Source organism: Klebsiella sp. BIGb0132 (genome assembly GCF_024810075.1).
Lineage (GTDB): Bacteria > Pseudomonadota > Gammaproteobacteria > Enterobacterales > Enterobacteriaceae > Klebsiella > Klebsiella terrigena.
In genome coordinates this window covers 75,943-95,258 of the sequence record NZ_JANUDW010000010.1, presented here as the reverse complement: position 1 = coordinate 95,258, position 19,316 = coordinate 75,943, and the positions used below count along the sequence as shown (strand labels likewise).

Annotated in this window: 16 protein-coding genes and 1 pseudogene; 12 read left to right on the top strand and 5 right to left on the bottom strand. The window is 57.9% G+C overall.

The window, feature by feature from the left end; all coding sequences use genetic code 11:
* The first annotated feature begins 227 nt into the window (after nucleotides 1-227).
* The 3 genes from mglA (at nucleotide 228) to M2416_RS22315 (ending at nucleotide 4,404) form a co-directional block, all read left to right on the top strand.
* Nucleotides 228-1,748 carry a galactose/methyl galactoside ABC transporter ATP-binding protein MglA gene (gene mglA, locus M2416_RS22325; RefSeq protein WP_041146478.1) on the top strand — a complete coding sequence of 507 codons (1,521 nt, stop codon included), beginning with the start codon at nucleotides 228-230 and terminating at the stop codon, nucleotides 1,746-1,748.
* Nucleotides 1,749-1,763: 15 nt separating this feature from the next.
* A complete protein-coding gene (gene mglC / locus M2416_RS22320) occupies nucleotides 1,764-2,774 on the top strand; it encodes a galactose/methyl galactoside ABC transporter permease MglC (RefSeq protein WP_076945737.1) in 1,011 nt (336 codons plus the stop codon).
* Nucleotides 2,775-3,036: 262 nt separating this feature from the next.
* Nucleotides 3,037-4,404, top strand: a complete 1,368-nt coding sequence (locus M2416_RS22315) for a GGDEF domain-containing protein (protein ID WP_259226845.1) — start codon at nucleotides 3,037-3,039, stop codon at nucleotides 4,402-4,404.
* 41 nt (nucleotides 4,405-4,445) lie between these two features.
* Here M2416_RS22315 and sanA read toward each other — a convergent pair whose 3' ends face one another.
* The 5 genes from sanA to M2416_RS22290 all read right to left on the bottom strand — a co-directional run bounded on the left by sanA (nucleotide 4,446) and on the right by M2416_RS22290 (nucleotide 8,423).
* A complete protein-coding gene (gene sanA / locus M2416_RS22310; RefSeq protein WP_076945735.1) occupies nucleotides 4,446-5,156 on the bottom strand; it encodes an outer membrane permeability protein SanA in 711 nt (236 codons plus the stop codon).
* A gap of 127 nt (nucleotides 5,157-5,283) precedes the next feature.
* Complete coding sequence (gene cdd / locus M2416_RS22305) at nucleotides 5,284-6,168, bottom strand: cytidine deaminase (RefSeq protein ID WP_259226842.1); 885 nt, start codon at nucleotides 6,166-6,168, stop codon at nucleotides 5,284-5,286.
* A 128-nt stretch (nucleotides 6,169-6,296) separates the two neighbouring features.
* Nucleotides 6,297-6,992, bottom strand: coding sequence for a CidB/LrgB family autolysis modulator (locus M2416_RS22300; protein ID WP_045855868.1), 696 nt, complete (start codon nucleotides 6,990-6,992; stop codon nucleotides 6,297-6,299).
* Nucleotides 6,982-7,386, bottom strand: a complete 405-nt coding sequence (locus M2416_RS22295) for a CidA/LrgA family protein (protein ID WP_041146472.1) — start codon at nucleotides 7,384-7,386, stop codon at nucleotides 6,982-6,984. The genes M2416_RS22300 and M2416_RS22295 overlap by 11 nt, the downstream gene beginning before the upstream one ends.
* A gap of 125 nt (nucleotides 7,387-7,511) precedes the next feature.
* On the bottom strand, nucleotides 7,512-8,423 hold the full coding sequence (locus tag M2416_RS22290) for a LysR substrate-binding domain-containing protein (protein WP_041146471.1): 912 nt from the start codon (nucleotides 8,421-8,423) through the stop codon (nucleotides 7,512-7,514).
* 126 nt (nucleotides 8,424-8,549) lie between these two features.
* Here M2416_RS22290 and mhbT point away from each other — a divergent pair, with 126 nt between their 5' ends.
* From mhbT to bglF, 9 genes and pseudogenes are all read left to right on the top strand, one after another.
* On the top strand, nucleotides 8,550-9,908 hold the full coding sequence (mhbT, locus tag M2416_RS22285; RefSeq protein ID WP_076945734.1) for a 3-hydroxybenzoate transporter MhbT: 1,359 nt from the start codon (nucleotides 8,550-8,552) through the stop codon (nucleotides 9,906-9,908).
* Between the two features lie 11 nt (nucleotides 9,909-9,919).
* Nucleotides 9,920-10,957 carry a gentisate 1,2-dioxygenase gene (gene gtdA / locus M2416_RS22280; RefSeq protein WP_259226835.1) on the top strand — a complete coding sequence of 346 codons (1,038 nt, stop codon included), beginning with the start codon at nucleotides 9,920-9,922 and terminating at the stop codon, nucleotides 10,955-10,957.
* A 16-nt stretch (nucleotides 10,958-10,973) separates the two neighbouring features.
* Nucleotides 10,974-11,672, top strand: a complete 699-nt coding sequence (locus M2416_RS22275; RefSeq protein ID WP_259226833.1) for a fumarylacetoacetate hydrolase family protein — start codon at nucleotides 10,974-10,976, stop codon at nucleotides 11,670-11,672.
* A gap of 8 nt (nucleotides 11,673-11,680) precedes the next feature.
* Nucleotides 11,681-12,325: a maleylacetoacetate isomerase gene (gene maiA / locus M2416_RS22270; protein ID WP_259226832.1), complete on the top strand. Its 645-nt coding sequence runs from the start codon at nucleotides 11,681-11,683 to the stop codon at nucleotides 12,323-12,325.
* Between the two features lie 11 nt (nucleotides 12,326-12,336).
* Nucleotides 12,337-13,530, top strand: a complete 1,194-nt coding sequence (locus M2416_RS22265) for a 3-hydroxybenzoate 6-monooxygenase (RefSeq protein WP_041146466.1) — start codon at nucleotides 12,337-12,339, stop codon at nucleotides 13,528-13,530.
* 109 nt (nucleotides 13,531-13,639) lie between these two features.
* Entirely contained in the window at nucleotides 13,640-14,572 is a 933-nt protein-coding gene (dusC, locus tag M2416_RS22260; protein ID WP_045856435.1) for a tRNA dihydrouridine(16) synthase DusC, read from the top strand.
* A gap of 357 nt (nucleotides 14,573-14,929) precedes the next feature.
* The gene (locus M2416_RS22255) at nucleotides 14,930-16,294 is read left to right on the top strand and encodes a carbohydrate porin (protein WP_259226829.1); all 1,365 of its coding nucleotides are present in this window, start codon (nucleotides 14,930-14,932) and stop codon (nucleotides 16,292-16,294) included.
* A 177-nt stretch (nucleotides 16,295-16,471) separates the two neighbouring features.
* On the top strand, nucleotides 16,472-17,305 hold the full coding sequence (bglG, locus tag M2416_RS22250; protein ID WP_041146464.1) for a transcriptional antiterminator BglG: 834 nt from the start codon (nucleotides 16,472-16,474) through the stop codon (nucleotides 17,303-17,305).
* Nucleotides 17,306-17,337: 32 nt separating this feature from the next.
* Nucleotides 17,338-19,309 (top strand): annotated as a pseudogene (bglF, locus tag M2416_RS22245) (PTS beta-glucoside transporter subunit IIABC).
* Nucleotides 19,310-19,316: the final 7 nt, after the last annotated feature.

Here is a 19,316-nt window from a genome sequence, read left to right as displayed (position 1 = left end):
CTGCGGGTGAATACCATTTCGCAGCTCGATATTCATCGAGTAGATGTACGGGCGTATCAGCGATAAATAAAATCACTCGGGAAGCGTTGAGATCAACGTCGCCGGTAAAATGGCAGCCTGAAGGATCGCGAGCCGCTACGCCCGATTATTCCTGATACAGAACCAGACCCTTATTTTGGCGCTAATTCGTCAGCTGAGGGTGTGCATGAACGCAGCCAGGTATAACTATGGTCAGTAATAATAGCGAACGGTCGGGTGAATTTTTGTTGGAAATGAGCAACATCAACAAATCATTTCCTGGCGTCAAGGCACTCGATAATGTCAACCTGAAGGTCCGTCCTCACTCTATTCATGCATTAATGGGCGAGAACGGGGCGGGGAAATCGACATTATTAAAATGCCTTTTTGGGATCTATCAAAAGGATTCCGGCAGCATTCTTTTTCAGGGAAAAGAGATCGACTTCCATTCGGCTAAAGAAGCCCTGGAAAACGGCATCTCAATGGTTCACCAGGAATTAAACTTAGTATTACAACGTTCGGTAATGGACAACATGTGGCTGGGGCGTTATCCCACCAAGGGCATGTTTGTCGATCAGGACAAAATGTATCGCGATACCAAAGCGATATTTGATGAACTGGATATTGATATTGACCCGCGCGCGCGCGTGGGGACGCTATCGGTATCGCAAATGCAGATGATTGAAATTGCGAAGGCATTTTCCTATGACGCCAAAATCGTCATTATGGACGAGCCGACGTCGTCGCTGACCGAAAAAGAGGTCAACCATCTGTTTAAGATCATCCGTAAGCTGAAAGAACGCGGCTGCGGCATCGTCTATATCTCCCACAAAATGGAAGAGATTTTCCAGCTGTGCGATGAGATAACCATCCTGCGCGACGGTCAGTGGATTGCCACCCAGCCGCTGGAAGGACTGGACATGGATAAGATCATCGCCATGATGGTCGGCCGCTCTCTGAACCAGCGTTTCCCAAACCGTGAAAATACGCCGGGCGAGGTGATTCTTGAGGTGCGCAACCTGACGTCTCTGCGTCAGCCGTCAATCCGCGACGTCTCCTTCGACCTGCACAAGGGCGAAATCCTCGGCGTGGCCGGGCTGGTGGGGGCCAAGCGTACCGATATCGTTGAGACGCTATTTGGCATTCGCGAAAAGGCCAGCGGGACGATTAAGCTCCACGGTAAGAAAATTAATAACCATAGCGCCAACGAAGCCATTAACCACGGCTTTGCGCTGGTGACCGAAGAGCGCCGCTCTACCGGGATTTACGCTTATCTGGATATCGGCTTTAACTCCCTGATCTCCAATATTAAGAAATATAAGAACAGGATCGGATTGCTGGATAACTCGCGCATGAAAAGCGATACCCAGTGGGTTATTGACTCCATGCGCGTGAAGACCCCAGGACAGCATACGCAAATTGGTTCGCTGTCCGGCGGTAACCAGCAGAAGGTTATTATCGGCCGCTGGCTGTTAACCCAGCCGGAGATTTTGATGCTTGATGAACCGACGCGCGGGATTGACGTCGGGGCTAAGTTTGAAATCTATCAGCTGATTGCCGAGCTGGCCAAAAGAGAGAAAGGGATCATTATTATTTCCTCCGAGATGCCGGAGCTGCTGGGTATTACTGACCGTATTCTGGTAATGAGCAACGGTCTCGTTGCCGGAATTGTTGAGACAAAAACCACTACGCAAAACGAAATTTTACGTCTTGCGTCGTTGCATCTTTAAGATCAGGGGCTTGCGATGAGCGCATTAAATAAAAAGAGTTTTCTCACCTACCTGAAGGATGGTGGGATTTACGTTGTTCTTTTGGTCCTGCTGGCCATTATTATTTTCCAGGATCCCACCTTCTTAAGTTTACTCAACTTAAGTAACATTCTGACCCAGTCCTCGGTGCGTATTATTATCGCGCTGGGCGTCGCGGGGCTCATCGTGACTCAGGGCACCGACCTGTCAGCCGGACGTCAGGTTGGCCTGGCGGCGGTTATCGCCGCAACGATGCTGCAGGCGGTGGATAACGCCAACAAGGTCTTCCCGGATATGGCAACCATGCCAATTCCGCTAGTGATCCTGCTGGTGTGCGCGATTGGTGCGGTGATTGGCCTGATTAACGGTATTATCATCGCCTACCTTAACGTGACGCCGTTTATCACCACCCTGGGTACCATGATCATCGTTTATGGGATCAACTCCCTGTACTACGATTTTGTTGGCGCCTCGCCGGTTTCCGGATTCGACAGCCACTTCTCGCACTTCGCTCAAGGGTTTATTGCGCTGGGGACGTTCCGCCTGTCGTATATCACCTTCTACGCGCTGATTGCCGTCTTCTTCGTCTGGATCCTGTGGAACAAAACCCGCTTCGGCAAAAACATCTTTGCTATCGGCGGCAACCCGGAAGCGGCGAAGGTTTCCGGGGTTAACGTGGGTCTTAACCTGCTGATGATTTATGCCCTGTCCGGCGTGTTTTACGCCTTCGGCGGGCTGCTGGAGGCAGGGCGAATTGGCTCCGCTACCAACAACCTCGGCTTTATGTACGAGCTGGATGCGATTGCGGCCTGCGTCGTCGGCGGCGTCTCCTTCAGCGGCGGCGTGGGTACCGTGTTCGGCGTGGTTACCGGCGTTATCATCTTTACGGTGATTAACTACGGGCTGACCTATATCGGCGTGAACCCGTACTGGCAGTACATTATCAAGGGCGCCATTATTATCTTCGCCGTTGCGCTGGATTCGCTGAAATACGCGCGTAAAAAATAACGTTCGATGTTTATCAGGCCCGCGCAGTGCGCGGGCTTTTTTTTGTTTGCGCCGCGCGGGTTTATTGTTAAACCGCTTCAGGATTTAAGGATTAAAGTCCAAAAATAGACAAATAAGCCCCCGCGCAGCAATTCTCTTTCGATAATATCTGGAGGAAGATAGTGCAGAATCTGTCTTTCTGGCAAAGATAATAATTTCTGCATAATTAATGGATAGTTTATTCAGGATAATTTAAGCACATGAGTAAGTCATTGAGTGATTGATGAAATATAGTGAACAAATTGTAAAAGAATGGGTTGAGTTTTCGCTGCTGATTTCCGAACCGGTCTGCGCTAAGCTGCGGCATATTGCTGATGATAAGGCGGCCGAGCTGGCGGATAAATTTTATGACATTATGCTGGCGGATCCGCACGCGGAAAAATTCCTCTGTTCGGAAATGGTTCATACGCGGCTGCGGCATTCGATGCGTAAATGGATTATTCATGCTCTGACTCTGAAAGGCGAGGGGCTGCTGGAGTTTGCCGGGCAGCAATATCATATCGGTAATATCCATTCGCGGGTTGGCATTCCGGCGAGCCTGGTGCTCAAAGGCATGCGTATCATCACTCAGTCGATGCTTAACTATATTCAGTCATTAGCGCTCGACAGTAAATTAAGTATTCTGATGCAGCAGTACGTTTCGGTATCGATACAAATTGCCAGCGAGCTGATGACCTACGCTTATGAAAAATATCAGCTAAATGAAGCGAAGAACGAAGAGTCCTACCGCCTGCACAATCTTATTGCCAATCTTGAGCTGGAAAAAGGCAAGCAGCAGGCCGCGCTGTTTAACTGGGAAAATGCGCTGATCTATGCGCTGGTCTCGCGTACCGCCAATATTCACTCCTATCTGCTAAGCGATTCAGAGTTTGGCCTGTGGTTCCGCCACAAATGCAGTCAGCACTTTGGCAGGCAGCCGGAAATAGAACAAATTAATCTGCTGATTGAAGCCATTGACGACATGTTAAACAAAGGGGCGGATACCGGCGGCAACGAGCTCGATTCTATTCAGTCCCTGCTGAGCGATATTCGCTCAAAGACCATGATCATCAATAACCTGTTCACCTCGCTGTTTGAAGAGGCCAATCGCCTGGAAAGCGGTAAAGACGTGCTGACCAACCTGCTAAATCGGCGCTTTATGTCAACGGTGCTCAAGCACGAGGTGAAGCTAGCGATGGAGAGTCGCAAAAATCTGGCGGTGGCAATGCTGGACGTCGACCACTTCAAGAAGATCAACGATACCTGGGGCCATTCGACCGGGGATGAGGTATTACGCCATATCGCGGCGATCCTGACGGAGAGCACGCGCGCCAGCGACTACGTGTTCCGCTACGGCGGCGAGGAGTTCATGATTGTGTATCTGGAGTTTACCCGCCACCAGACGCTGAGTTTTGTCGACGCTATCCGCCACAAAATTGCCAGCTCGCCTTACGTGACCGCGGACGGGAAAAAGGTTGCGCTCAGCGCCTCGTTCGGGGTCAGCCACTATCGCGGCCATCCTGATTATCAAAAAATGGTCGATGAGGCCGATAAGGCGCTGTATGACGCCAAAAACGGCGGCCGTAACCGGGTGATTGAATTTAGCGATTAAGCGGCGGATTTAGCGCTGCGCGCCGCCCGGCGGGCAGCGTGCTATTTACTCTGCAGCTCCAGCAGCTGCTCAGGCGTCACCGCCGGATAGGACTGCGCCCCTTGCGGCACTTCCTGCTGTGCCGGAATAGGGATCAGCGGGCCCAGAAAACGCGGCTCGCGTTTGAACACGTAGAGGTCCGCGAGGGCGCCAAAGCGCGCGCCGAACTCGCGCAGCCGCACGTTCCACATATCTTTTGGCGACGGGACCGCATAGCACTGCGCCTGAATGCCCATATGCAGGGCGATAAACAGCGCGCGCTCGCAGTGGAAGCGCTGGGTGATGATAATAAAATCGTTGGTGTCGAACACCTTGCGGGTCCGCACGATGGAGTCGAGGGTGCGGAAGCCGGCATAGTCCAGCACGATATCCGCCGGATCGACGCCGGCTTTAATCAGGTCCCGGCGCATGGTCATCGGCTCATTATAGCTCTGCAGCGCGTTATCACCGCTGAGCAGCAGGTAGTTCACCTTGCCGCTGTTGTAGGCGTTGAGCGCCCCCTGAATACGGTAGCGGTAGTATTGATTGATGACTCCGGTGCGGTAGTACTTGGCGGTGCCGAGCACCACCCCAACCTGGCGGTAGGGCAGATCCTGCAGTTCATCGTAGATATAGGGCGCGGTTTTCCAGCTCATCCAGCGGTCAAGACCCAGCACGGTCAACAGCAGCAGGCCGAACAGGACTAACAGGCTGTATAACACACGCTTTAACATTAACCTGGGCTCAACGGTAGACAATGGAGTGTTCAGGCTACTTTACCCGCCGGGCAAGAGCAAGAAACCATCGTTTGATTGCGGGGATTTTCAACAAAACGGGCCAGAGGCCCGTTTTATGGGGGATTTAACCGAGCAGCACGCGGTCAATACTGTGACAGCCGAGGGCTTTCAACGTGGCGGCGGTGGCATCCCACTGGATCAGCGCCGCATCGGCTTTTTCGGCGAGAATGGCCCGCTGGATATCGGCATAATCATAGCCGTTCAGGCTGAGCAGGTTAAGGGCGCCCTGCAGCGGCGGCAGCGTCGGGTTAAAGGCGGCGTTTTCGGCATAGCTGCCGGAGAAGATCGTGTCGTCCTTCAGCTCAAGCGCGACGCCTGACGGCGACTGGCTGTAGGGCATGTGGCAGCGGTTTGCCGCCCGGATCGCCGCCTGCGCCAGCGCGTCGCCGCTCAGCGGAAAGCCGTGATCCTGTTCGTCCATCAGCAGCGTTTTGATCTCCAGATCCTTCGGACCAAACGCATCCGGCAGATAGTGCTGCAGCGAATGCGCCTCGCGGCCCGGCAGGTGGATGCGCAGCACCTGGCTACTGTTGAGCTCGTTCATAAACTGGCGACAGTGGCCGCAGGGCGTGTAGTTAACGGTGATTGCCAGCAGGGATTTTTCGCCGCGCAGCCACGCATGGCTGATGGCGCTCTGCTCCGCATGGACGGTTTGCTGCATGGTCGCACCGAGGAATTCCATGTTGCCGCCGAAATACCAGCGCCCGCTGACGCCGCGCGCGATAGCGCCAACGTTAAAATGCGAGAGGTCGGCGCGCGCACAGGCTGCGGCCAGCGGCAGCAGGGCAAAGGCCAGCGCGTCTTCGTCGAGGCCGGTTGCGCTTTGCAGCGCGGCGACCTGGTCTGCATCGAGCATGGCCGGGAAATGCGGGTCGGTCAGCATCGGGGCGATTGCCGTCTGCAGGTCTGCCGTCAGTTGAGGGAGAGCAGCTTGAAAACGTGGGTGCATGGCGTTGCCTCATAACAATGTAATGGAAATCTAGTGTACGGGCGGTGATGGCCTGTATATGTGATTAATATCTCATTGTTTGTGCAACTCCATTACGTTGCATTAATAAATGTGACTTAAATCACAAATTATCCCACCACGGCTAAAATCACCGGGAACAAAAACGGCGCAACCAGGGAGGTAATAATCCCGCACAGCACCAGCGCCAGCGAGCTGAAGGCCCCCTCCTGGTAATCCAGCTCCGCACAGCGCGCGGTGCCCAGCGCGTGCGAGGCGGTACCCATCGACAGGCCGCGTGAGGCCTTGGTGCGGATGCGCATCAGGTTGAGCAGCGTATGGCCGAAAACCGCGCCGAGGATGCCGACGAAGATAACGCATACCGCGCTGATTGCCGGAATACCGCCAATGCTGCCGCTGACCGCCATCGCAATCGGCGTGGTGACCGATTTCGGCATGATCGACGCGGCGATTTGCGGCGTCGCGCCCATTAACAGCGCCACGGTGGTCCCGGTGACCATCGCCACCACGCTGCCGATAAAGCAGATGGTAATAATCGATTTCCAGCGGGCGCGAATCTGGTGGAGCTGCTCGTATAAAGGAAAGGCCAGCGCCACCACCGCAGGCTGCAGCAGATCGTTGAGGATCTTACTGCCCTGAAAATAGCGATCGTAGGAGATGCCGGTCAGCAGCAGAAAAGGGATGATGACCACCATCGCCACCAGCAGCGGGTTGAGCAGCGGAAATTTAAAGCGCGCTGCCAGCCTGCGGGCGAGGAAAAACACGATCAGCGTCAGCGGCAGTGACCACCAGATTTCATGCATCATTTTTGCTTCCTTTTTGGCCGACCACTTTGCGTTCGCCGTGCACCAGGTGAGAGCTCCAGCTGACAACCAGAAAAACGACCAGCGTGCTGATGGTGCAGGAGACGGCGACCGGGCCGAGCTGAGCGCGGAGCAAATCCCAGTACTGCATTACGCCCACGCCGATGGGCACGAACAGCAGCGCCATATAGCGAATCAGCACGTTACAGCCGGGATTAACCCACTTCGGCGGCATAATCTGCAGCGCCAGCAGGACAAACAAAATCAGCATCCCGATAATGCTGCCTGGGATGGTGATGGGCAGCAGGGAGGCGATAAAAATCCCGGCGTACAGGCAGGCGTAAATCAGCACAAAAGCCCGCAGATACTGCCAGATAATAATCAGTGATTGACTCATGGTAATAACCCTTGATGAACCGCATTCATCATACAATTAAACCCAAAAATGTGCTACCGATCACATCATGAATAATACGCATCGCGGGGATAGAGAAATGGAACCCCGCGCGGGCAGCGCCACGGCTACGATGCCTGCGATAGATAATCCAGAAACCGGCTGAGGGCAAGCGATGGCGTTTCACTTTTTCGCCAGAATACCCCGACGCTACCTTTTTGTTCGATGCGCGGCAAATTAAGAATTGCCAGCTGCTGCTGTTCGGCAAAGCGCTGTGCCAGGCGTAAAGAAAGAATAGAGATCATGTCGCTGCTTTGCAGCAGGTTGCTGGTGACGTTCATCGACGCCGACTCGATGGTATTTTCCGGCAGCATCACGCCGTTATCGACCAGGGCGTTGTCAATGCTCAGGCGGATCGGCGTGCCGGTTGGCCAGACTATCCAGCGCCAGTGGGCAAGGTCGGCCCAGCCGAGGCTCGGCATCTGCGCCAGCGGGTGATCGGGGCGGGCGACGAAGCACACCGGCTCGGTATACAGCACCCGGTAGTTAAGCGGCAGCTCCAGCGCCCGTCCGCCCACCCGGCCCACCACCACGTCCACCACTCCGGAGAGCAGATCGTGAAGCAGGGGGGTCATCACCTTTTCCTCGATGTTCAGATGCAGGCTCGGCATCTCCTTGAGCAGCGAGAGAATGGCCAGCGCAACGCAGTCGGTGGCCACCGGCGAACAGCCGATCATCAGGCTACCCACCAGCCCGCCCTGTTTGAAGCGCTCAATCTCATACTGCGAGCGGGACATATCGTTGATCAGGCGCTGGGCGTGCTGCAGCAGCAGCTTGCCGCCTTCGGAAGGGCGCAGGCCTTTGCTATGGCGTTCGAACAGCAGCATGCCGACCTCTTCTTCAAACTGAGTCAGCCATTTAGAGAGCGCGGGCTGGGTAATATTCATCATTTTCGCCACCTGCGTCAGGTTGCCCTGCTCGCCGAGCGCCACCAGCATTTGCAGATGATGCAGCTTCAGTTTTTGCGTCCAGTTTGCCATTAGCAATAACCTCCAGGTTATGTCTATGCCCGAGATACCATTGTACATTTCATCGCCTGAGTTACAAAATCGCAACATAAAAGAAATAAATACAACATCTCCTCCTCCCTGCACTGAGGCATAACGATGACTCAACGACGTGAATTGCAAACGCTGCTGGACGCCGCTCCGGTAGGTGCCCGGCAGTGGCGCGTGATTATCTGCTGTTTTCTGGTGGTCATGCTCGACGGTTTTGATACCGCCGCCATTGGCTTTATCGCCCCCGATATTCGCGCCCACTGGCAGCTCGGCGCCAGCGAGCTCGCGCCGCTGTTTGGCGCAGGCCTGCTGGGCTTAACCGCCGGCGCTCTGCTGTGCGGCCCGCTTTCCGACCGCTTCGGTCGCAAGCGGGTGATTGAGTTCTGTGTGGCGTTATTTGGCCTCTTTAGCCTGCTTTCGGCCTTTTCCCCCGACCTCGAGACGCTGGTTATCCTGCGCTTCCTGACCGGGCTCGGCCTCGGCGGGGCGATGCCGAACACCATTACCATGACCTCAGAGTATCTGCCCGCCCGGCGGCGCGGTGCGCTGGTGACCCTGATGTTTTGCGGCTTTACCCTCGGTTCGGCGCTGGGCGGCGTGGTCAGCGCCCAGCTGGTAGCGCAGATTGGCTGGCACGGCATCCTGGCGCTTGGCGGCGTGCTGCCTCTGCTGCTGGCCGCGGCGCTGCTGGCGGTGCTGCCGGAATCCCCGCGCTGGCAGATCCGCCGTCGGCTGCCGCAGCCGGTGATTGCGAAAACCGTCGGCGCTATTACCGGCGAGCGCTATGAGCAGACCCATTTTTGGCTGGATGAGCCAACCACCGGCGCTAAAGGCAGCATCGGCCAGCTGTTCGTTGGCCGCCAGCTGCCCATTACCCTGATGCTATGGGTGGTGTTCTTTATGAGCCTGCTGATTATCTACCTGCTTTCCAGCTGGATGCCGACGCTGCTCAACCATCGCGGCATCGACCTGCAGCACGCCTCGTGGGTCACCGCCGCTTTCCAGATTGGCGGCACCTTCGGCGCGCTGCTGCTGGGCGTGCTGATGGATCGCTTCAATCCGTATCGGGTGCTGGCGCTGAGCTACTGCCTGGGCGCGGTCTGCATCGTGATGATTGGCCTTAGCGAGAACGGCCTGTGGCTAATGGCGCTGGCGATTTTCGGCACCGGGATTGGCGTCAGCGGTTCGCAGGTGGGCCTTAACGCGCTAACGGCCACGCTCTATCCGACCCAGAGCCGCGCCACCGGCGTCAGCTGGTCAAACGCCGTCGGCCGCTGCGGAGCCATCGTCGGCTCCCTCTCCGGCGGCATGATGATGGCGATGAATTTCTCATTCGATACCCTGTTTTTCGTCATCGCCGTTCCGGCCGCGATTAGCGCAGGAATGCTGATTTTGCTGACCCTGGTCGTCCGCAATCCGATTACCGTACCCGACGCGCTGCCCTCCGCGGGCATCGTGAATAAATAAGGAGAACAATCATGTCTCAGCACGCAACGGAAGTTCCCGGCGGTCGCCAGCAGTTTTACGAGCATATATCGGGCCAGAACCTGACGCCTTTGTGGGAGTCGCTGCATCATCTGGTGCCGAAAACGCCGAACGCCAACTGCGCGCCGGCCTACTGGAATTATCAGGAAATTCGCCCGCTGCTGCTGGAAAGCGGCCGGCTGATTGGCGCCAAAGAAGCGGTGCGCCGGGTGCTGGTGCTGGAGAACCCGGCCCTGCGCGGTCACTCCTCCATTACCTCCTCGCTGTATGCGGGTTTGCAGCTGATCATGCCCGGCGAGGTGGCGCCGAGCCATCGGCATAATCAGTCGGCGCTGCGCTTTGTCGTGGAGGGCGAAGGGGCCTTTACCGCCGTCGACGGCGAGCGGACGGCGATGCGTCCCGGCGACTTTATTCTCACCCCGCAGTGGCGCTGGCACGACCACGGCAACCCCGGCGATGAGCCGGTTATCTGGCTCGACGGCCTCGACCTGCCGCTGGTGAACTATCTGGGCTGCGGCTTTGCCGAAGATTACCCTGAGGATCAGCAGCCGGTCACCCGCAAGGAGGGCGACTACCTGCCGCGCTACGCCGCCAACATGCTGCCGCTGCGCCACCAGGTGGGCAACTCCTCGCCGATCTTTAACTACCGCTATGACCGCAGCCGCGACGCGCTGCATGAATTGACCAAAATGGGCGCCGCCGACGAGTGGGACGGCTACAAAATGCGCTACGTCAATCCGCTCACCGGCGGCTACCCGATGCCATCAATGGGCGCTTTCCTGCAGCTGCTGCCTAAAGGCTTTAGCTCGCGGACCGCGAAAACCACCGACAGCACTATCTACCACGTCGTCGAAGGGAGCGGGCAGGTTACCGTCGGCGAGCAAACCTTTAACTTCCAGGCGAAAGACATCTTCGTGGTGCCGACCTGGCACGGCGTCTCTTTCACCGCAGCGCAGGAGGCGGTGTTATTCAGCTTCTCGGACCGCCCGGTCCAGGAAACCCTCGGCCTGTTCCGCGAAGCGCGTTACTAATAATAAGGACTCGATCATGACTCAATACGTTTTTGCTCCCCAGGCCCCGGTTACCGTTCCCGTTGTCGGCAGCGAGGAGCAGTTTCCCGTGCGCCGCGTCTACTGCGTCGGCCGTAACTATGCCGCTCACGCCCGTGAAATGGGCTTCGACCCGGACCGCGAGCCGCCGTTTTTCTTCTGTAAACCGGCCGATGCGGTGGTGGCGGTTGCCGCAGGCGAAACCCTCGATTTGCCCTATCCGGCGCAGACGGATAACTACCACTACGAAATCGAGCTGGTGGTGGCGATCGGCAAGCGCGGCAGCGATATTCCGCTGGAGCAGGCTCACGACTATATCTGGGGCTACGCGACCGGCCTCGATATGACCCGCCGCGACCGCCAGATGGAGATGCGCCAGATGGGGCGTCCGTGGGAAATCGGCAAGGCGTTCGATCTCTCCGCGCCGGTTGCGCCGCTGCACAGGGCGGATAGCGTGGCAGTTAATGAGGCGGCGATCTGGCTGCAGGTGAACGGTGAAGACCATCAGCGTAGCGATATTCGCCATCTGATTTGGTCGGTTAACGAAACCATCAGCTACCTCTCCGGCTTCTTCGAGCTGCAGCCCGGCGACCTGATTTTCACCGGCACCCCGGAAGGCGTTGGTGCGGTAGTGAAAGGGGATGTGATTAACGGCTGCGTGGATGGGCTGACGCCCATCGCCGTGCGCGTGGTGTGAGGTGAGCGATGAAGCTGTACAGTTTTTTCAATAGCTCCGCTTCATACCGGGTGCGTATCGCCCTGGCGCTGAAGGGGATCGCCTACCAGAGCGTGGGCGTCAATATTCGTATCGGCCAGCAAAACGCCCTCGAGTATCGGCGGCTGAATCCGGTCGGGCTGGTGCCTGCGCTGATGACCGACGAGGGCGAATCCCTGGGCCAGTCGCTGGCGATCGCCGACTGGCTCGACCGGCACTATCCGCAGACGCCGCTGCTGCCCCCGCAGGATCCGGCGCGGATGCGGGTGCTGGAGATCGTCTACGCCATCGCCTGCGATATTCATCCGATTAATAACATGCGCGTTTTGCGCTACCTTAGCGATGAGCTGAAGGTGAGCGAAGAGGACAAGCAGCGCTGGTATGCGCACTGGGTCCAGCAGGGGCTCAGCGCGGTGGAGCTGCTGCTGCGCCACGCCCGGTCCGGCGCGTTTTGCGTCGGCGAGACGCCGACGCTGGCCGACTGCTGCCTGGTGCCGCAGTGGGCCAACGCTCAGCGCATGGGCTGCGACCTGAGCCACTATCCGCGCTGCCAGGCGGTCTATGACGCCTGTACCCGGCTTCCGGCGTTTATCGCCGCCGCGCCGGAAAATCAACAAGACAAAATTCCGGCTTAGGGGGACAGAGTATGGCGAAAGTGACGCGAGCAACCATTGTCGGCGGGGGAATTGGCGGCGCGGCGACGGCGCTCTCCCTGGCGCGCCAGGGCATCAAGGTGATGCTGCTGGAGAAGGCCCATGAGATCGGCGAAATTGGCGCCGGGATCCAGCTTGGCCCCAACGCCTTTTCGGCGCTGGATAGCCTGGGCGTGGGCGAAATTGCCCGCCAGCGTGCCGTCTTCACCGATCACATCACCATGATGGATGCGGTGAACGGCGAAGAGGTGGTGCAGATTAAAACCGGGCAGGCCTTCCGCGACCATTTTGGCGGCCCCTACGCGGTTATCCACCGGGCGGATATTCACGCCACCGTCTGGGAAGCGGCGTTAACCCATCCTGACGTCGAGTACCGCACCTCAACCCAGGTGGTGGATATCCGCCAGAGCGCCGACGAGGTAACGGTCTATGACGATCGCGGCAACGTCTGGACCGCGGATATCCTGATCGGCTGCGACGGCGTGAAGTCGGTGGTTCGCCGGAGCCTGCTGGACGACACGCCGCGGGTCACCGGCCACGTGGTGTACCGGGCGGTGGTGGAAGCGGCGGATATGCCGGAGGATTTACGTATCAACGCGCCGGTGCTGTGGGCCGGGCCGCACTGCCATCTGGTGCACTACCCGCTGCGCGGCGGCAAGCAGTACAACCTGGTGGTGACGTTCCACAGCCGCCAGCAGGAGGAGTGGGGCGTACGCGACGGTAGCAAAGAGGAGGTGCTCTCCTACTTCCAGGGGATCCATCCGCGCCCGAGACAGATGCTGGATAAACCCACCTCGTGGCGGCGCTGGTCCACCGCCGATCGCGAACCGGTCGAGAAGTGGGGCAATGAACGTATCACCCTGGTCGGCGACGCGGCCCATCCGGTGGCGCAGTATATGGCCCAGGGCGCCTGCATGGCGCTGGAAGATGCGGTCACCCTTGGCAAGGCGCTGGCGCACTGCGACGGCGATGCCGCCCGCGCGTTCGCGCTGTATGAATCGGTGCGAATTCCGCGCACCGCGCGCATCGTCTGGTCAACTCGTGAAATGGGGCGGATCTACCACGCCGCAGGCGTTGAGCGTCAGGTGCGCAACCTGCTGTGGAAGGGCAAAACTCAGGCCGAGTTCTATCGCGGCATCGAGTGGCTGTATGGCTGGAAGGAAGATAATTGCCTGCAGCCGCGCTAGCGCAGGCTACCGCGGCGCCGGCGGCGGGAAAACCCGCACGGAGCCCTTTCAACCGGCACGGAGAGGCGCTAACATAGCGCCTCTTTTTTTCCGGGCAATGAATAACAATATGCGGGTATTACTGGCGCCGATGGAAGGCGTGCTCGATTCGCTGGTGCGCGAGCTGCTGACCGAAGTCAACGATTACGATCTGTGCATCACCGAATTTTTGCGCGTGGTGGACCAGCTGCTGCCGGCGAAATCGTTCTACCGACTCTGCCCGGAGCTGCATCACCACAGCCGGACGCCTTCCGGAACCCGCGTGCGTGTGCAGCTGCTCGGGCAGTATCCGCAGTGGCTAGCGGAGAACGCCGCCCGGGCGGTGGAGCTCGGCTCGTGGGGCGTTGACCTGAACTGCGGCTGCCCGTCAAAGCTGGTTAACGGCAGCGGCGGTGGCGCGACGCTGCTGAAGGATCCGGAGCTGATTTATCGCGGCGCGAAGGCCATGCGTGAAGCGGTGCCAGACCACCTGCCGGTGACGGTAAAAGTGCGCCTCGGCTGGGACAGCGGCGAGCGGCGGTTTGAAATTGCCGACGCCGTACAGCAGGCGGGCGCCAGCGAGCTGGTGGTTCACGGACGCACCAAAGAAGAGGGCTACAGGGCGGAGAGCATCAACTGGCAGGCGATCGGCGAGATCCGCCGCCGTCTGACGATCCCGGTGGTGGCCAACGGCGAAATCTGGGACTGGCAGAGCGCTCAGGCGTGCCTGGCGGCCACCGGCTGCGACTCGGTGATGATCGGTCGGGGAGCGCTGAACGTGCCGAACTTAAGCCGGGTGATAAAATACAACGAACCGCGCATGCCGTGGCCGCAGGTCGTGCTGCTGCTGCAAAAATATACCCGTCTGGAAAAGCAGGGCGATACCGGCCTTTATCACGTGGCCCGCATCAAGCAGTGGCTCAGCTATTTACGTAAAGAATATACCGAAGCGCTGGGGGTATTTAATGAGATCCGTACCCTAAAAACCTCTGCCGAAATTGCCGCCGCTATCGCCCGTTATTAATCTCAGGAGTGTTAATTCGCTCACAGATTATTACTTAGGAAGTTTCTGCTGATGGGAATTTCACTAAGGGAGTGATATTGTGCCGTTCTAATATTCAGGGTTGCTACTGATTACAGGCAAAACCTAAGCACTTCCGCCAGTCGTGGTGGGGAGTGCTTAGGTTTTTTTTTGCCTTCAATTCATGAGGAGTTTAATTATTAAATAAAACAATGAGTTGTAAATAAAAGTGCGATGCGGATAAGCGGTTTAATGACCGACGGCGCCCCTTTTTCCAAAAATAAAAAAATAAATTAAAAACGGGCGAATTTATTGCCTGCGGACAGCTATTACCTTTACTCAGTCAGGTTGGATATATCTATGAACGACAAAAAAATAAATCGCCTGTTCTCTCTGCTGGCATTTTCACTATTGACGCCGGCGGCGTTGGCTGCTCAACCGCCGGCGTGGAACGGTAGCGTGTTAGGTTTTGAAAACCCGCAAACAGGGCTGCTGGGTGATATGGCAGGCATTCGCCCGATACTTACCGATCTGGGATTTAATTATAACCTCGGCTATCTCAATGAAATGGGCTATAACGCCGGCGGCGGCTACAACCATGATAAGCATCTGGCCTATATCGACCAGCTGGCGCTGACCTTTAACCAGGATCTTGAGCGCTGGACCGGGATCCCCGACGCGCGCATCGAAGGGAATATCGTCAACCGTAATCACGACGACAATCTGACCACTAAGCGGCTGCAGGATCCGCGGGTTAACTTTAACGATCTCTCCCAGGAGAGCTGGGGCGGGCAGTCCATCACCCGCCTCGGCTGGCTCACCTTTGCCCGCAGCTTTGACGACCGGCGCCTGACCTGGCGAATCGGCATGATGAACAAAGTGCAGACGTTCGATCAGATCATTCCCTGCGACTTCCAGCTGCTCTCGCAGTGCGGCGGTAAATCCGCCAACTCGCTGACGTGGAATAACTGGAACGTGCATACCTGGGGGACCACCTTCGAATATAAGCTGATGCCGACGCTCACCCTGAAGGGCGGGGTGATGGAGCAGAACCCGCAGGCCGCTTCCCGCAGCCACGCGTGGAGCTGGTCGACGAAGGGCAGTAAAGGCGTGCTGCTGCCGCTGGAAATTGAGGCTCGTCCGATGATTAACGACCTGCCTGGCGCCTATAACCTCGGCGTGCTGTTCACCAACGCGCCGCAGAGCGATCTCTATTACGGCAAATCCGGCGGCCCCGGCGCGACGGACCCCGACGGCTATGCTCAGCATAACCGGACCTGGTTCCTGTACGGCGGGCTAAACCAGCAGGTCACCCGGCACGCCGACGATCCTGAGCGCGGCATGAGCCTGTCGCTGAGCGGCAGCTACAGCGACCAGCGCAGCAACTATATTCATACCGCCGTGGCCGCCTCGATGCGCTATCGCGGCCTGTTTGACGCCCGACCGGCGGACTGGATCGGCTTTGGCCTGACCTGGATGGATATGAGCGACAGCTACGCCCGCAATCAGCGCTATATGAACCAAATCAGCGGGGCCACGGACTACTACGATGCCAGCTATCAGCCGGTGGCCGGGCATTCGCTGAACGCCGAACTCTACTATCGCTTCCGCCCGATTTCCTGGCTCGAGCTGCAGCCGGGCCTGCAGTACTGGCACCGTCCCGGCGGCGTCGCCGAGACCCAGGATGCGTGGGTTGTGGAGTGGAAAACGGTGGTCACTTTCTAAAAAACGCCGCGGCGATACGCTGTTAGCCGCGATCTGTATCACGTTTTTTTGCCTGGGTAGTTGAGACAAAGAAAGAAGTTGCTACAGTGCTGGAGTTGGATTGCTACTGCTTAGGCAGGCAAAACCTGATTTCCTGGCATTTGTCGGGGGTCAGGTTTTTTTGTTTCCGGGGTTCATATGCAAATCGCCAAAGTTCTTAATAACAATGTGGTGGTTATTCTCGACGAGCAGCAGCGCGAGCAGGTCGTAATGGGGCGAGGGCTCGCCTTTCAGAAACGCGTCGGCGACTCGCTGGACGAAAGTAAAATTGAAAAGGTCTTCGCGCTGCAGAGCGATGAGCTGGTGGGCCGCCTGGGGGAGTTACTCAGCCAGATACCGCTGGAGGTGATGACCACCTGCGACCGAATTATTGAGCTGGCACGCGGGCGGCTGGGCAAACTGCAGGAGAGCCTGTACATCACCCTGACCGACCACTGCCACTTCGCCATTGAGCGGCAGAAAAACGGCGTGACCATCCGCAACGTTCTGCTGTGGGAAATTAAGCGGCTGTATCCGAAAGAGTTTGAGCTGGGGCAGGAGGCGCGGGCGATTATTGCCCGGCGGCTCGGGGTTGAGCTTGCCGAAGACGAGGCCGGGTTTATTGCCCTGCATCTGGTCACCGCCCAGCTCAACAGCGAAATGCCGGAAGTGATGCACGTCACCCGGGTAATGCAGGAAATTCTGCAACTGGTGAAGTATCAGCTGCAGCTGAACTATGACGAAGAGTCGTTAAGCTACCAGCGCTTTGTCACCCACCTGAAGTTTTTCGCCCAGCGGATGCTGACCCGCACGGTGGTGGAAGATGATGACGTGACGCTGCACAGCGCGGTGAAGGACAACTACCCCAGGGCGTGGAAGTGTGCGGAAACCGTGGCTCGACATCTGCAGAAAAGCTATCAGCGGCAGCTGACGACGGAAGAGATTATGTTTCTTGCCATTCATATTGAACGGGTAAGAAAAGAGGGGCGTTAGCCTCCAGCGACCAAAAATTGGATTGTTACTGCATAACGCAGGCAAAACCTGAGCGCGACGCCATCCGGCGTTGTTCTCGGGTTTTTTTTATTTTAACACTCAGTCACTGGCCGCCCGTGGGCGGCTGAAGTCAAGGAAAACAGCATGGAATATAAAGCACTCGCGCAGGATATTCTTAGCCGGGTTGGTGGCAAAGAGAATATTGTGAGTCTGGTTCACTGCGCTACACGGCTGCGCTTTAAGCTTAAAGATAATAAAAAGGCGGACGCGGAAGGGCTGAAGATGAATCCGGGCGTCATTATGGTGGTCGAAAGCGGCGGCCAGTTTCAGGTGGTGATCGGTAACCACGTTCACGACGTCTGGCAGGCGGTGCGCAGCGAAGCCGGGCTGACCGACGACAGCGAACCGGTGGCGGAAACGGGTGAAAAAACCTCGGTTCTCGGCCAGATTATCGACGTGGTGTCCGGCATCTTTACCCCGTTTATCGGCGTCCTGGCGGCATCGGGGATCCTTAAGGGCATGCTGGCGCTGGCGGTGGTGTGCGGCTGGCTGGCTCCGCAGCAGGCGACGTATCAGATCTGGTTTGCCGCCAGCGACGCGCTGTTCTTCTTCTTCCCGCTCTTTTTAGGCTATACCGCCGGCAAAAAGTTTGGCGGCAATCCGTTTATCACCATGGTTATCGGCGGGGCGTTAACCCACCCGCTGATGATTCAGGCCTTTGAGGCCAGCCAGGTGTCGGGAGCCGGGGCGACGCATTTCCTCGGCATCCCGGTGACCTTTATCAACTACAGCTCGTCGGTTATCCCGATCATTCTCGCCTCGTGGGCCAGCTGCTGGCTGGAGCGGCGCAGTAACGCGGTGCTGCCGCCAGCGATGAAAAACTTCTTCACCCCGGCCATTTGCCTGGCAGTGGTGGTGCCGCTGACCTTCCTGGCTATCGGCCCGGTTGCCACCTGGCTGAGCCAGCTGCTGGCCCACGGTTACCAGATTATCTACGCGGTTGCGCCGTGGCTGGCAGGGGCCGCAATGGGCGCCCTGTGGCAGGTGTGCGTGATCTTTGGTCTCCACTGGGGGCTGGTGCCGCTGATGATCAATAACCTGGCGGTGCTGGGTCAGGATTCGATGCTGCCGATGCTGCTGCCGGCGGTGATGGGGCAGGTGGGGGCCGCGCTGGGGATTTTCCTGCGCAGCCGCGACGCGCGGCAGAAGGTGCTGGCCGGGTCGGCGATCTCTGCCGGGATTTTTGGCGTCACCGAACCGGCTATCTACGGCCTGAACCTGCCGCTGCGTCGGCCGTTTATCTTCGGCTGCGTGGCCGGGGCGGTCGGCGGGGCGATTGTCGGTTTTAGCAACAGCCACGTTTACTCCTTCGGCTTTGCCAACATTTTCACCCTTGCGCAGATGATCCCGCCGCAGGGCATTGACGCCACCCTGTGGGGCGGCGCGATCGGTATCGTTGCCGCGCTGGTTATCTCCTGCGTGCTGACCTTTGTCGCCGGGATGCCGAAGAGCAGCGCCGGGGAGGCCGCCGTCGTCACCGCTCCGGCAGGCGAAAACGATATTCTGGCCCCGATGTCCGGCAGCGTCCTGGCGCTCGATCAGGTTCCCGACGGCACCTTCGCCAGCGGCCTGCTGGGGCAGGGCGTGGCGATTATTCCCGCCATCGGCAAGGTCATCGCCCCGTTCTCTGGCGAAGTGGCCTCCTTATTCCAGACCAAACACGCGATTGGCCTGCTCAGCGACAGCGGCATTGAGCTGCTGATCCACGTCGGTATCGACACCGTTAAGCTCAACGGCGAGCCCTTTACCGCCCACGTCAAGGAAGGGGACAGGGTGCAGGCCGGTGACCTGCTGCTGGAGTTCGATCGCCAGGCGATTCTGGATGCCGGCTATGACCTGGCAACCCCGATTATTATCAGTAACAGCGACGGCTATCGCAGCGTTGATATTGTATCTGGCAGCGTGGTTGACGCCGGCCAGCCGCTGCTGTCCGTCAGCCATTAATTACAGG